The 14,304-nt window shown below is 70.3% G+C and carries 13 protein-coding genes; 2 read left to right on the top strand and 11 right to left on the bottom strand.

Features of this window, described 5'->3' with window-relative positions:
• Positions 1 to 48: 48 nt before the first annotated feature.
• The 3 genes from ACZ3II_RS24795 to ACZ3II_RS24785 all read right to left on the bottom strand — a co-directional run bounded on the left by ACZ3II_RS24795 (position 49) and on the right by ACZ3II_RS24785 (position 3,065).
• Positions 49 to 855: a cyanophycinase gene (locus ACZ3II_RS24795; RefSeq protein WP_465520099.1), complete on the bottom strand. Its 807-nt coding sequence runs from the start codon at positions 853 to 855 to the stop codon at positions 49 to 51.
• Positions 856 to 1,030: 175 nt separating this feature from the next.
• On the bottom strand, positions 1,031 to 2,341 hold the full coding sequence (gene hisS, locus ACZ3II_RS24790) for a histidine--tRNA ligase (RefSeq protein WP_465520098.1): 1,311 nt from the start codon (positions 2,339 to 2,341) through the stop codon (positions 1,031 to 1,033).
• 25 nt (positions 2,342 to 2,366) lie between these two features.
• Complete coding sequence (locus ACZ3II_RS24785) at positions 2,367 to 3,065, bottom strand: MBL fold metallo-hydrolase (RefSeq protein ID WP_465520097.1); 699 nt, start codon at positions 3,063 to 3,065, stop codon at positions 2,367 to 2,369.
• A 165-nt stretch (positions 3,066 to 3,230) separates the two neighbouring features.
• On the opposite strand from ACZ3II_RS24785, the gene ACZ3II_RS24780 reads away from it, so the two are divergent.
• Complete coding sequence (locus ACZ3II_RS24780) at positions 3,231 to 4,112, top strand: peptidylprolyl isomerase (protein WP_465520096.1); 882 nt, start codon at positions 3,231 to 3,233, stop codon at positions 4,110 to 4,112.
• A 13-nt stretch (positions 4,113 to 4,125) separates the two neighbouring features.
• A complete protein-coding gene (locus ACZ3II_RS24775; protein ID WP_465520095.1) occupies positions 4,126 to 4,956 on the top strand; it encodes a peptidylprolyl isomerase in 831 nt (276 codons plus the stop codon).
• 54 nt (positions 4,957 to 5,010) lie between these two features.
• On the opposite strand, the gene ACZ3II_RS24770 is transcribed toward ACZ3II_RS24775, so the two are convergent.
• The 8 genes from ACZ3II_RS24770 to ruvC form a co-directional block, all read right to left on the bottom strand.
• A complete protein-coding gene (locus ACZ3II_RS24770; RefSeq protein ID WP_465520094.1) occupies positions 5,011 to 7,407 on the bottom strand; it encodes a RelA/SpoT family protein in 2,397 nt (798 codons plus the stop codon).
• 133 nt (positions 7,408 to 7,540) lie between these two features.
• Entirely contained in the window at positions 7,541 to 8,104 is a 564-nt protein-coding gene (locus tag ACZ3II_RS24765) for an adenine phosphoribosyltransferase (protein WP_465520093.1), read from the bottom strand.
• Between the two features lie 67 nt (positions 8,105 to 8,171).
• On the bottom strand, positions 8,172 to 9,329 hold the full coding sequence (gene secF, locus ACZ3II_RS24760) for a protein translocase subunit SecF (protein ID WP_465520092.1): 1,158 nt from the start codon (positions 9,327 to 9,329) through the stop codon (positions 8,172 to 8,174).
• Position 9,330: 1 nt separating this feature from the next.
• The gene (gene secD, locus ACZ3II_RS24755) at positions 9,331 to 11,256 is read right to left on the bottom strand and encodes a protein translocase subunit SecD (RefSeq protein WP_465520091.1); all 1,926 of its coding nucleotides are present in this window, start codon (positions 11,254 to 11,256) and stop codon (positions 9,331 to 9,333) included.
• 161 nt (positions 11,257 to 11,417) lie between these two features.
• Positions 11,418 to 11,804, bottom strand: coding sequence for a preprotein translocase subunit YajC (yajC, locus tag ACZ3II_RS24750; RefSeq protein ID WP_465520090.1), 387 nt, complete (start codon positions 11,802 to 11,804; stop codon positions 11,418 to 11,420).
• Between the two features lie 198 nt (positions 11,805 to 12,002).
• A complete protein-coding gene (gene ruvB, locus ACZ3II_RS24745; protein WP_465520089.1) occupies positions 12,003 to 13,061 on the bottom strand; it encodes a Holliday junction branch migration DNA helicase RuvB in 1,059 nt (352 codons plus the stop codon).
• A complete protein-coding gene (gene ruvA / locus ACZ3II_RS24740) occupies positions 13,058 to 13,660 on the bottom strand; it encodes a Holliday junction branch migration protein RuvA (protein ID WP_465520088.1) in 603 nt (200 codons plus the stop codon). The genes ruvB and ruvA overlap by 4 nt, the downstream gene beginning before the upstream one ends.
• Entirely contained in the window at positions 13,657 to 14,208 is a 552-nt protein-coding gene (ruvC, locus tag ACZ3II_RS24735) for a crossover junction endodeoxyribonuclease RuvC (RefSeq protein ID WP_043528584.1), read from the bottom strand. The genes ruvA and ruvC overlap by 4 nt, the downstream gene beginning before the upstream one ends.
• Positions 14,209 to 14,304 lie beyond the last annotated feature (96 nt).

The raw sequence follows: 14,304 nt of genomic DNA, 5'->3' as shown, positions 1-14,304 counted from the left end.
ATGCGATCTGAGCGGGAAACCCCCAGGGATTCATCCATGGGGATGGCGTCAAGCGGCACGTTCCCGTTCGGGTTCGGGCGGGCCGGTGACGGGTCGGCGGCCCGCGAGGTGGAAGGTGCAGCCGGCCGGCAGCACGTGGATCCGGGCTCCGGCGAGCGCGATCGGCCCGGCCGGCGGAACCCTGATGTCGGTGGCGGCGCCGGCGTCGACCACCGTCACCGCCCCGCTGCCGAGGACCTCGAAACCGTCGTTCCCGGTCAGGATGGCGGTGTCCTCGTCGATGCCCACGCCCAGTTCGTGCGGGTAGCGGGCGACGGCGCTGAGCAGCCGGTTCAGCCGGCCCCGCTCGGCGAAGTGCTGGTCGATCAGCACACACGGCAGGAACTCCAGGCCGGGGCCGGTGCGGACGCTGTCCGCCGCCACGCCGGGCCGGTCACCGCCGGTGATCATGGTGCCGGACATCATCGCCGCGCCCGCGCTGGTCCCGGCGAGCACCACCCCGCCGGAGTCCACCAGTTCGTGCAGCAGGCTGTCGGTGGCGGTGCCGCCCAGGACACCGGTGATCCGCTCCTGGTCGCCGCCGGTGAAGAAGACGCCGGTGGCGTCGCGGAGGACGGCGGCGGTCTCCGGGGCGTTCGCGGCGGTGCGGCAGGTGAGACGCAGGGCGCGGACCCGGCCGGCGCCCAGGGCGTGAAACCTCTCGGCGTACGTCTTCTCGGCCGTCTCCGGCGACTCACTGGCCGTCGCGATGACCACGATCCGGGCCGCCGCCGCTCCGGCCAGCTCGACGAACCGGCCGAGCAGCGCGTCCCCGGCCGCGCCCCCCATGATCAGAAGCCGCCCGCTCCCCTCCACACTGCTGAGGTTAAACGGAACAAAACCGAAACATCCGGCTTATCGTACGGTCGGACACGCCCAGGCCACATCAGCGTGTTGAGTTCGGCCGCGCATGACGCCCGAACTCAACACACCGTGAGCCGGAGCAGCGTGTGGAGTTCGGGCGCGCTACGCGGCCGAACTCCACACGCTGTCAGCCGGCGGAGACGATCGGGGTCAGGTCGGCGGCCGGCGGCTGCCAGGTCCGCGCGTCCGCCTCGACCTGCTCGCCGGAACGGATGTCCTTGACCGTGTCGGTCTCCCCCGGGAACCAGACGTACGGGATGCCGCGCCGGTCGGCGAACTGGATCTGCTTGCCGAACTTCGCCGCCGTCGGCGACACCTCGGTCGGGATCCCGCGCTTGCGCAGCGCCGACGCGATCCGGTCGCACTCCAGGCGCCGGCCCTCGCTCGGCACCGCCACCACCACACAGGTGGGCACCGACCGGGAGACCGTCAGCGCGCCCTGCCCGAACAGCAGCCCGAGCAGCCGGGACACCCCGATCGAGATGCCGACCCCGGGGAACCGCGTGTTGCCCACCGAGGCCAGGTTGTCGTAGCGGCCGCCGGACGTGATCGAGCCGAAGCGCTCGTACCCCTGGAGCAGGGTCTCGTAGACGGTGCCGGTGTAGTAGTCCAGCCCGCGGGCGATCTTGAGTTCGGCCCGGACCAGGCCCGGCGCGTGCTGGTTGGCCACCTCGATCACCTGGGACAGCTCGTCCAGGCCCTCGTCGAGCATCGGGTCGGTGACGCCGAGCCCGCGCACCCGGTCCACGAAGGACGCGTCGGTCGTGGAGATCTCCGCGAGCCTCAGGCACTGCGCGGCCTGCGCGTCGGTGGCGCCCGCCGTCTCCACCAGGGCGGCGGCCACCTTGTCCGGGCCGATCTTGTCGAGCTTGTCGACCGTACGCAGAACCTGTGGCGTGTCGGTCAGGCCGAGGCCGCGGTAGAAGCCCTCGCAGATCTTGCGGTTGTTGACCAGGATGGTGGCCGGCGGGATCGGCAGCGACCGGAACACGTCCCCGATGACGAGGGGCATCTCGGTGTCGAAGTGGAACGGCAGGGTGTCCCGGTTGACCACGTCGATGTCGGCCTGCAGGAACTCGCGGTACCGGCCCTCCTGCGGGCGCTCGCCGCGCCACACCTTCTGGATCTGGTAGCGCTTGAACGGGAACTGCAGCTTGCCGTTGTTCTCGCCGACGAACCGTGCGAAGGGGACGGTCAGGTCGAAGTGCAGGCCGAGCTGGTCCTCGCGCTTGGTGTTCTCGTCCTCCTGCAGGCGGTGCAGCAGGTAGACCTCCTTGGAGGTCTCGCCCTTGGACAGCAGGGTGTCGAGCGGTTCGACGGCACGGGTCTCGAGCGGGGCGTACCCGTACAGCTCGAAGGTGGACCGGATCTTGTCGAGGATCTGCTGCTCGATGATGCGCTGCGGGGGCAGCCACTCGGGGAAGCCGGAAATGGGCACTTTGTGTCTTCTCCTACAGGAAGCGCTACAGGAAGCGGCCGGGCGCCGCGGTCAGCTCCCGCAGGTACGGGTTCGACGCGCGCTCACGGCCGATGGTGGTCTCGGGTCCGTGGCCGGGCAGCACGACGGTGTCGTCGGCCAGCGGCAGGATCTTGTCGCGCAGGCTGGACATCATCGTGCGCGTGCTGCCGCCCGGCAGGTCGGTGCGGCCGATCGATCCGGCGAAGAGCACGTCACCGGAGAGGCAGATCTGCTCCGCCTCCCAGGACGAGCCCGCGCCGGGCAGCCGGAAGAGCACCGACCCGCCGGTATGGCCGGGAGCGTGGTCGACGGTGATCTCCAGGCCCGCGATGCTCAGCACCCCGCCGTCGGCCAGCTCGGCGACGTCGTCCGGCTCGGTGTACTGCAGACGGCCGCCGAACATCGACGTCAGGTCGGCGCTCAGGCCCTTCGACGGGTCGGCCAGCATCTCCCGGTCGGCCGGATGCACGTAGGCGGTGATCCCGCGGGCGCCGCAGACCGGCGCCACCGAGAAGGTGTGATCGAGGTGCCCGTGCGTGAGCAGCACCGCGGCCGGGTGCAGCCGGTGCTCGGCGAGCGTCGCCTCGAGCCGGTCCAGCACGCCGATGCCGGGGTCGACGATCAGGCACTGCTCGCCCACGCCGGTGGCGACCACGTAGCAATTGGTGCCGAAGGCGTCGGCCGGAAAGCCGGTGACGAGCACGGTGGCAACCTTCCTCCAAGCGGGCGCAAATCGTAACGAGCCTAGCCGGGCGGCCGCACGCCACTTTCTCAGGAGGTACCCGTACACTCTTGCGGGCGTGTGGCGTGCCGCACCCCTTGACAGACAAGGCCTTATCAAACGGGCACAGGGAAGGACAGGCGTTCGGTGGCTTCCAGCAAGGACCGGCAGCGCAAGCTCGCGCGGGCCAAATACGACCGGCAGCAGGTCCGCCGCGCCGAGCGTGAGCGCCGTCGCCGCCGGATCTCGGCGGGTGTCGCGACCACCGTGGCCGTCCTGCTCGTCGCCCTCGGCGGCGCCTGGATCGGCGGCGCCTTCGACGAGAAGGCCCCGGAGGCCACCGCCGCCGACGACTGCCTGTGGTCGCCGCTGAGCACGACCAGCAACACCGACCTCAAGGAGGCCGGCACACCGCCCACCAAGGACATCCCGCTGGACGGCACCGACACCATGACGATCACCACCGACAAGGGTGCGCCGATCGTGGTGAGCGTCGACGTCACCAGTTCCCCGTGCGCCGCCACCAGCTTCTCGTACCTGGCGGGCAAGGGCTTCTTCGACAACACCGAGTGCCACGAGCTCACCACCGAGGGCGCGCTGCGCTGCGGTGACCCGAGCGGCACCGGCCAGGGCGGCCCGACCTACAGCTACTACGACGAGAACATCCCGGCTGCTCCGGCGCCCTCGGCGTCACCCGGCACGGCGGCCACCGCCGGCGCCGTGGTCTACCCGAAGGGCACGGTCGCCGTGGTCGGCAACCCGCCGGGCGTCAACGGCAGCCAGTTCCTGATCTTCCACAAGGACTTCGCCCCCGCTCAGCCGGTCTACTCGATCCTCGGCAAGGTCACCGGCGGCCTGGACACGGTCGCCGCGATCGCCAAGATCCCGACCGTCGCGAACTCGGCAGGCGACAAGGTCAAGCCCAAAGACAAGATCACCATCAAGACCCTGACCGTCGGCACGGCTGCCACGAGCACGGCCCCTCCGGCCGCCTCCAGCGCCGCCCCGTCGTCCAGCGTCCAGTCGTAAAGGCAGAAGCATCATGGAGGAGACCGTGTCGTCGACCAAGGACCGGCAGCGCGCGGCGGCGCGGGCCCGTCTCGAGAAGGAGATGGCCGAGCGCTCGGCGGCCGCCCGCAAACGCCGGCAACGTCAGGCGATCATCGGCTCGGCGCTCGCTGTGGTCGTCATCGCGGGCGCCGCGGTCTTCATCGTCCGCTGGCTGAACCCGAAGAAGGAGCCGGTCGCCGCCGGCGCCACCTGCAACTGGATCAAGTCGGACGAGTCCACCGGCGGCAAGGTCAAGGACACCGGCGGCACCCCGCCCACCACCGTGCCGAACTCCGGCGCGGAGACCTGGACGCTGGACACCAACCTCGGCAAGATCACCGCCGCTGTCGACAAGGCGAAGTCGCCGTGCACCGTCGCCGCCTTCGACTACCTCGCCTCCAAGAAGTTCTGGGACAACACCAAGTGCCACCGCCTCACCACCGAGGGCATCAAGGTGCTGCAGTGCGGTGACCCGTTCGCGACCGGCAACGGCTACCGCGACACCGACGGCCAGGGCGGCCCCAACTTCATGTACGCCGAGGAGAACCTCCCGGCCAACCAGAACCCGAGCTACCCGAAGGGCACCCTCGCGATGGCGCGGACCCAGATGGAAGCCACCACGGGCAGCCAGTTCTTCATCGTCTGGGAGGACATCTCGGCGGAGAGCCTGCCCCCGAACTACACCGTCCTCGGCAAGATCACCGCGGGTCTCGACATCGTGGAGAAGGTCGGCAAGGACGGCACGGACAACTCGAACGCCCAGGGTGACGGCCACCCGAAGACCGAGGTCAACATCAAGACCCTGACGATGACCCCGGCGTAACGAACGCCATGCGAAAGGCCCCGGGAGATCCCGGGGCCTTTTTCGTACGCTCGGTCAGGCGCCCGAGGTGACCCGGTACGCGTCGAACACGCCGTCGACCTTGCGCACCGCCGCGACCAGGTGACCGAGGTGCTTCGGGTCGGCCATCTCGAACGTGAACCGGCTGACCGCCACCCGGTCACGGGTGGTGGTGACCGTCGCGGACAGGATGTTGACCCGCTCCTCCGACAGCACCCGGGTCACGTCGGCCAGCAGCTTGTGCCGGTCCAGCGCCTCCACCTGGATGGCCACCAGGAACGTGGACGCCGACGTCGGCTTCCAGCTGACCTCGACCATCCGCTCGGACTGCTCACGCAGGTCCTCGGCGTTGGCGCAGTCCTCCCGGTGCACGCTCACGCCGCCGGAGCGGGTGACGAATCCGAACACCGTGTCGCCCGGCACCGGGGTGCAGCAGCGGGCCAGTTTCACCCAGACGTCCGAGACGCCCTTCACCACCACGCCGGGGTCCTGCGTGGAACTGCGGTTGCGCGGGGGGCGGGTGGCGACGGCGGTCTCGGCGATGTCCTCGACCGCGCCCTCCTCGCCACCGAATCCGGCGACCAGTTTCTGCACGACCGACTGGGCGGAGACGGTGTTCTCCCCGACCGCGGCGTAGAGCGAGGCGACGTCCGGCAGATGCAGATCGCGGGCGATCGTCATCAGGTTCTCGCCGGTGAGCATGCGCTGCAGGGGCAGGCCCTGCTTGCGCATCGCCTTGACGATCGCCTCCTTGCCGTCCTCGATCGCCTCCTCGCGGCGCTCCTTGTTGAAGTACTGGCGGATCTTCGTCCGGGCGCGGGGGCTCTTGACGAAGCCGAGCCAGTCCTGCGTCGGGCCGGCCGTCGCGGACTTGGACGTGAAGATCTCGATCACGTCGCCGTTCGACAGCGGGGACTCCAGGGGCACCAGCTTGCCGTTGACCCGGGCGCCGATGCACTTGTGCCCGACCTCGGTGTGCACCGCGTAGGCGAAGTCGACCGGGGTCGAGCCGGTCGGCAGCGGGATCACGTCGCCCTTCGGCGTGAAGACGTAGACCTCCTGGCTGGAGAGGTCGAACCGCAGCGCGTCCAGGAACTCGGACGGGTCGCTCGCCTCCCGCTGCCAGTCCAGCAGCTGCCGCAGCCAGGTCATCTCGTCGATGTGCGCCGGCGGGCCGACGATCGTCGCGCCCTTCTGCTCCTTGTACTTCCAGTGCGCGGCGATGCCGAACTCGGCGGTGCGGTGCATCGCGAACGTGCGGATCTGCATCTCGACCGGCTTGCCGGTCGGGCCGATGACCGTCGTGTGCAACGACTGGTACATGTTGAATTTCGGCATCGCGATGTAGTCCTTGAACCGGCCCGGCACCGGCTGCCAGTTCGCGTGGATGACGCCCAGCGCGGCATAGCAGTCGCGGACCGTGTCGACCAGGATGCGGACGCCGACCAGGTCGTAGATGTCGTTGAAGTCGCGGCCCCGGACGATCATCTTCTGATAGATCGAATAGAGGTGCTTGGGGCGGCCGGTGGTCTCGGCCTTGATCTTCGCCGACTTGAGATCGAGGCTGACCCGGTTGGTCACCTGGCGCAGCAGCGCCTCACGCTGCGGCTGGTGCTCCCCGATCAGGCGGTTGATCTCCTCGAACCGCTTGGGGAAGAGGGTGCCGAAGGCGAGATCCTCCAGCTCCCACTTGATCGTGTTCATACCGAGGCGGTGGGCCAGCGGGGCCAGGATCTCGAGGGTCTCCTTGGCCTTCTGCTCCTGCTTGGCGCGGGGCAGGAAGGTCAGGGTGCGCATGTTGTGCAGCCGGTCGGCCAGCTTGATCACGAGGACCCGCGGGTCCTTCGCCATCGCCACGACCATCTTGCGGATCGTCTCCGCCTTGGCCGCGTCGCCGAGCTTGACCCGGTCCAGTTTCGTCACGCCGTCGACCAGCAGCGCCACCTCGGCGCCGAAGTCGTTGCGCATGTTCTCCAGCGAGTAGTCGGTGTCCTCGATGGTGTCGTGCAGCAGCGCGGCCACCAGCGTCGTGGTGTCCATGCCCAGGTTGGCCAGGATGGTCGCCACGGCGAGCGGATGGGTGATGTACGGGTCGCCGGACTTGCGGTACTGCCCGGAGTGCCAGCGGGCGGCGACGTCGAACGCCTTCTGCAGGGCGCGGGCGTCGGCTTTCGGATGGCTGGCGCGGTGAGTCGCGATCAGCGGCTCGAGAACCTCGCTGACCTGCGTGCTCTGCCACGGGGCGTTGAAGCGGGCGAGCCGGGCCCGCACCCGGCGCCCGGTCGGCGCGCTGGCGAGACCGCCGAAGCCGTTGCCCGACTCATCGGCCGGGACAAGAGGCTGCGTGCTTTCGAGATCGCCGGGCGTCACATCGCCCGGGTCCTGGGTCGGTTGCACCGTGCCCTCCGCCGGAGGGGCGACGTCGCTGGACACCGGCCTCCTCACCAGTTCGCCGGGATCTTCTTGCCTGCCTGGAACGCCCATCCTACCCGCACCGCCCAGCTGATTGCCCCGGCCGAACCTACGAATGAGCAGGCCCGGCCGGGCAGATGACATCGAAGACGGATCAAACGGTCAAGAGCGCGTGAACCTCGTGCCCGGCCAGCCGCTCCCTGCCGTCCAGGAAGCCCAGCTCCATCAGCACGGTGAACCCGGCCACCACCCCGCCGGCCTGCTCGACCAGGTCGATCGTCGCGGCGGCGGTGCCCCCGGTGGCCAGCACGTCGTCGACCACCAGAACCCGCTGTCCGGCCGTGAACGCGCCCTCGTGCACCTCCAGGGTGGCCTCGCCGTACTCCAGCGCGTACGAGGCGGAGAAGGCGGGCCGCGGCAGCTTGCCGGCCTTGCGCACCGGGACCACGCCACGGCCGGTCGCGTACGCGATCGCGGCCGCCAGCACGAACCCGCGCGCCTCGACCCCGGCCACCACGTCGAACGACTCCGGCCCGTAGTGCGCGACGATGCCGTCGACGACCCTCCGGAACGCCGGGCCGTCCCCGAAGAACGGCATCAGGTCCTTGAACACGATGCCCGGTTTCGGGAAGTCCAGCACGTCGACGGTGCCACCGGCGACCAGTGCCGCCAGCTCCGGGCCGCTGTCGCCGGTCACCGGCGGGTTCTCGCTACTCACGGCGGACAGCCTAGATGACGGCGGCCCGCCACCCCGGTGGGGTGGCGGGCCGCCGGACCGTCAGCGGTCAGGGACGCTTGCCCCCGGGCCGGTTGACGTTGCGCTTCTGCACCGGGCGGGCGCCCGGCCGCGGGGCGGTGCTGCCGGCGAACGCCGGGACCTCGTCCGAGGCGGTCAGGTTGGCGCCACGACCGCTCCGCTCGCCCCGGGACACGTCCTCCGAGCGCTGCGCCCGGCGGGCCAGCACCCGGGCGTTGTGCGCCTTGATCTTCGGCTCGCGGTCCTTGAGCCAGCTCAGGAACGGCGCGGCGAAGAAGATCGACGAGTAGACGCCGATGCCCATGCCGACGAAGAGGACCAGACCGAGGTCCTTCAGGGTGCCCGCGCCGAGCATGCCGGCGCCGATGAAGAGGACGCCACCGACCGGCAGCATCGCCACCAGGCTGGTGTTCAGCGAACGCATCAGGGTCTGGTTGATGGCGAGGTTCGTCGCCTCGCCGTAGGTGCGGGTGCTGCCCGCGGTGATGCCGCGGGTGTTCTCCTGCACCTTGTCGAAGACGACCACCACGTCGTACAGCGAATAACCGAGGATCGTCAGGAAACCGATCACCGTGTACGGCGTGAGCTCGAAACCGACCAGCGAGTACACACCGATCGTGAACGTCAGGTCGAGCAGCAGCGAGGCGAACGCCGCGGCGGCCATCCGCCACTCGAACCGGACGACCAGGTACGCCGTGACCAGGGCCAGGAAGATCACCAGGCCGAGGATGGCCTTGTTGATGACCGTGCCGCCCCAGGCCGAGGAGACCTGCTGGTCACTGATCTGGCCGGCCTCCACGCCCAGGTCCGCCGCGAGCGCCGACTTCGCCCGCTGCATCTCGTCCGGGCTGAGCTCCGCGGTCCGGATCTTGAAGCTCACCTCGGCGCCGTCGCCGACCTGCTGCGCCGTCTTGACCTCGGCGTCCGGCTTGACCGACTCGACCGCCTCGGTCACCGCCCGGGTGATCTCCTCCTGGGTGAGCGTCTTGCCCGCCACCTGCCCCGGCATGTCGAACTCGCTGCCACCGGCGAATTCGATGCCGAGGTTGAAGCCGCGGATCAGGACCGCCCCGATCGCGATGATCACCATGGTGGCCGCGATGGTGAACCACATCTTGCGGCGGCCGACGATGTTGAGGTTCGCCTCGCCCTGGTACAGACGGGTGGCGAGTCCGGGACGGGCCATGTCAGGCCTCCTTCACGCGCGAGGAGACGGGCTCCTCGGTCTGGCTGCGGCGCAGGACACGGCCGAGGCCGCTGACTGTCGGCGACAGGAACGCCTTCGTGCTGGCGAGCATCGTCATGATCGGGTGACGGAAGAGGAACACCACGAGCAGGTCGAGCACGGTCGACAGGCCGAGCGCGAAGGCGAGACCCTGCACCTGGCCGATCGACACGATGTAGAGAACCACAGCACACATGATCGTGATGGCGTTCGCCGAGATGATCGTGCGGCGGGCCCGGGTCCACGCGCGGGGAACCGCGGCGCGCGGGCTCCGGCCCTCGTGGATCTCGTCCTTGAGACGCTCGAAGTAGATGATGAACGAGTCCGCCGCCACACCGAGCGAGACGATGAAACCGACGATGCCGGCCAGGGTCAGGGTGAATCCGATCGAGCGGCCCAGGAAGACCAGGGCGCCGAAGGTGAGCAGGGCGGAGAGGCCCAGGCTCAGGAAGATCACCAGGCCGAGCATGCGGTAGTAGAAGAACGAGTAGACCGCCACCAGGCCCAGGCCGATCGCGGCGGCGAGCAGACCCGCCTCCAGCTGCTGGCCACCGACGGTCGCGGAGACGGTCTGGGCCGGGCCGGCGGTGAAGGTGACCGGGATGGCGCCGAAGTTCAGCTGGTCGGCGAGTTCCTTGGCGGTGGCCGCGTTGAAGTCGCCGGTGATCTGCGACTGGCCGGTGAGCACGGCCTGGATGGTCGGCGCCGAGATGATCGTCTTGTCCAGGACCACGGCCACCGAGCAGTGCTCGGCGCTGCCGCTGCTGTAGAGCATGCTCGCGGCGACGAAGCAGGGGTCGGTCTGGGTGGCCTCGTACGCCTTACGCGTCAGCGCCGCCCACTTCTTCTGCCCCTCGCTCTTGAAGTCGAGCGCGACGACCCACTGGTTGGTCGTCTGGTCGAGCTGGTGGCTCGCCTCGGCGATGTCGTCACCGACGACCTCGGCCTTGTCCAGCTTCACCTTGACGCCGTTGTAGCAGGCGACGACCTCGGAGTCGACGGCGTCGATCGCGCCGTTCGGCCGCTGGTCGAGCTGGGCGCAGCTGATCGTCGGGATGTTGAACTGCATCTGCGGGCCGAGCGCGTTGACCTCCACGCCGTTCAGCGAGGCGAACGCCTTGAACGGCAGGCCGGCCTTCGGGTCGGTGCTGAGGTCCACCGGCGCGGTCAGCTTCTCGGCGGCGGCCCAGGTGGCGGCGCCGACCTTCTTCTCGACCGCGGCGCGCTGCTCCTTGACGTCCTGGGTGACCGGGGCCGGAGCCGCGGCGGACGCGGACGGTGCCGGGGCCGGCGCGCCGGCCGAGGTGGACGCCGCCGGAGCGGCGGCGGAACCGGTGACGCCGGGGGTCGGCGCGACCTGGCCGCCGCCCTGTCCACCGGTCGACGCCTTCGGTGCGGCGCTGCCGCTCACGGCCGGGGCCGCGGCGCTGCCGCTCGGCTTCGGGGCGGCGCTGCCGCTCGCCGACGCGCTCGGGGCGGGGGTCGTCGGGTTCAGCGCGGGCTCGGCCACGTCCCCGGTCACGCCGGTGAGCAGGCGGAACCGCATGTTCGCCGCGTTCGACAGGTCCTTGAGCTGGTCGTCGGCCTTGCCCGCGAGCGAGACGACGATGGTGTTGTTGCCCTGGATGACCACCTCGGCCTCGGAGACGCCGAGAGCGTTGACCCGGCTCTCGATGATCTCCTGGGCGGTCTCCATCGCCTCCTTCGTGGGCGGCTGGCCCAGCTGGGAGGCGACATAGGTGGCCTGCGTGCCGCCGATCAGGTCGAGGCCGAGCTTCGGCTCCAGCCGGTCCTTCCAGCTTCCCTTCGCGCCGGCGGCGAAGAAGACGGCCAGATACAGGACGACAAAGACCAGACCGAGCACGCCTAGCTGGCGTCCAGGATGCATCTGTCCCTGTGGTGGTCGTGCCACGGTTCTTGGTCTCCCTGTGTTCCGGCCGCGCGACCGCGCGGCGCTATCTGTCGGTGACCGGCCGTCGACGGTCGAACGGCGGGCTGACGCACCGGTCCGGCGTGATCATCGCCGGCCGGTGCGTGGGGGTATCCGGATCAGTCCTGCTTGCGCACTTCGGTGACGGGGCTCTCCGGCGTCGTCGCCGGGGTCTCCACGTCGGCGACCGGCGGGGCGGCGTCCGGCTCCGGGACGACCTCGTCGAACTTCTGAACGACCCGGGCGATCGCGGGACGCGCGAAACGGACCTCGACACCGGGCGCGATCTCCAGGAGAACGGCGTCGTCGGCGACTCCGCGAACGGTGCCGTGCAGGCCGCCGATCGTCACGATCTCGTCGCCCGGACCGAGCGAGTTCTGCATCTCCGCCGCCTTGCGACGCTGCTTCTGCTGCGGGCGGATCATCACGAAGTACATGAACCCGAAGAGGAGCGCGATGATCAGCAGGAAGGAGTAATTGCCGCCGCTCGCTTGGTCAGCTGCCACTAGCACGAAGAAAGCCTTCCGTAGGCCGCGGCGCGACGGATGGGCGGGCGCCGGGGCGATATGCAGATTCCGGTTGGAACGGCGGCGAGTCTAATAGGTCAACCTGGAGATAACGAATGCGGCACACGTCACGTTCACATCACGAGGGAAAACCCTGTGCCGGGGCTCCCGTGACGGGCTGTAAGCGCCGGTCGGAGGTCATGTGTCCCGGGCGAACAGGTCGCCCTGGAACACTCCGCCCCGGCCGTCCGACGGCGGCGTCTTCCCCAGGTGGGCCCAGCCGGCCTCGGTCGCGACCCGGCCCCGCGGGGTACGGGCGAGCAGTCCCGCCCGGACCAGGAACGGCTCGCACACCTCCTCCACGGTGTCGGACTGCTCCCCCACCGCGACCGCGAGCGTGGACAGCCCGACCGGCCCGCCCTTGAACGACTCGATCAGCGCCCGCAGCACGGCCCGGTCCAGGCGGTCCAGGCCGAGCGCGTCGACGTCGTACACCTGCAGGGCGGCCTTGGCGACCGCCTCGGTGATCACGCCGTCGGCGCGCACCTCGGCGAAGTCGCGCACCCGGCGCAGCAGCCGGTTCGCGATCCGGGGGGTGCCGCGGGACCGGCGGGCGACCTCGGCGGCGCCGTCCGGGTCGATCCGCACCCCGAGGATCCGGGCCGACCGGTGCAGCAGCGCGTCCAGGTCCTCGTGGGAGTAGAAGTCGAGGTGCGCGACGAAACCGAACCGGTCCCGCATCGGCCCGGACAGCAGACCGGCCCGGGTGGTCGCGCCGACCAGCGTGAACGGCTCCACGTCGAGCGGGATCGCGGTGGCGCCCGGACCCTTGCCGACCACCACGTCGACCCGGAAGTCCTCCATCGCGCTGTAGAGCAGCTCCTCGGCCGGTTTCGCGATCCGGTGGATCTCGTCGATGAACAGCACGTCGCCGGGGGCGAGACCGGTCAGGATCGCCGCCAGGTCGCCGGACCGCTCGATCACCGGGCCGCTGGTGGTCCGGATCCCGGTGCCCAGCTCGGCGGCGACGATGTTCGCCAGGGTGGTCTTGCCCAGACCGGGCGGGCCGGACAGCAGGATGTGGTCGGGGGGCGTGCCCCGGCCCAGGGACGCCTTGAGCAGCAGTTCCAGCTGGTCACGGACCCGGTGCTGGGCGATGAAGTCGGCCAGCCGTTTGGGCCGGACACTGGCCTCGGCGTCCAGGTCCTCGTCGTAGGCGTCCGGCGACACGAGGCCGTCGCCCTCCGGGGAGATCATCGGGTCTTGCCCAGCAGCCGGATCGCCTGGCGCAGCAGCACCGGAACCGGCGGCGCCTCGCCGTCGATCGTCTCACCGACCGCGGCCACCGCCTGGTCGGCCTGCGACGCCGTCCAGCCGAGCGCGAGCACGCCCTGCCGGACCTGCTCCTGCCAGGCGCCGTTGAGCAGGCCGGACGGCCCGGCGCCGGCGGCGCCCAGCGGGCCGATCTTGTCCTTCAGCTCGACGATCATCTTCTCGGCGCCCCGTTTGCCGATGCCCGGGACGGCGGTCAGGACCGCGACCTCCGAGTTGGCCAGCGCACGGCGTACCACGTCGGGCTGGTGGACCGCGAGCACCGCCTGCGCGATCCGCGGGCCGACGCCGTTGGCCGTCAGGAGCAGCTCGAAGAGCTGTTTCTCGTCCTCGTCGGCGAAACCGAACAGGGTGAGCGAGTCCTCCCGCACGATCAGGGTGGTCGCCAGCCGCGCCTCCGTGCCGGTGCGCAGCCCGGCGAGCGTGTTCGGCGTGCAGAGCACCCGCATGCCGACACCGCCCACCTCGACCACGGCGCTGTCGTGGAGGATCGCGGTGACCACACCGCGCACACTGGCGATCATCGGCTGCTCCTGCGGGCGGCGGACCGGGCTGCGGACACGGCGGCGGCCTGCGCCGCGGCCTGGAGGCGGGCGCGGGTGCCCCCGCGCCAGATGTGACAGATGGCGATGGCGATCGCGTCGGCGGCATCCGCCGGCTTCGGCGGGGCGTCCAGTTTCAGCAGGCGGGTCACCATGGACGTGACCTGCGCCTTGTCGGCTGTGCCGGACCCGGTGACCGCCGCCTTCACCTCGCTCGGGGTGTAGGTCTGCACCGGCAGCCCGGCCCGCGCCCCGGCCAGGATCGCGACCCCGCTGGCCTGCGCGGTGCCCATCACGGTCCGGGCGTTGTGCTGGGAGAACACCCGCTCGACGGCGACGCTCTCCGGCTGGTGCTCGGCGACCAGGGCGGCCAGCGAGCGGTCCAGGTGCAGCAGGCGCTGGGCGATGTCCTCGTCCGGTTCGCTGCGCACGACGGTGTAGGCGACGAGTCTGCCCAGCCGGCCCGGCACCCCCTCGACGACGCCGACGCCGCATCGGGTCAGCCCCGGGTCGATGCCGAGCACGCGCACCAACTGTCTCCCCTCGCGTACGTGTGTTCGACACCCTAGTACGCGCATCACTTGCGGCTTCCGGCGACACGCCTCGACGATGGATGCGGGAGGTCC

It is taken from the genome of Actinoplanes sp. NPDC019969 (genome assembly GCF_055562375.1).
Note: the sequence above shows the minus strand (reverse complement) of the source record. Positions and strands in the feature narration are given on the sequence as shown.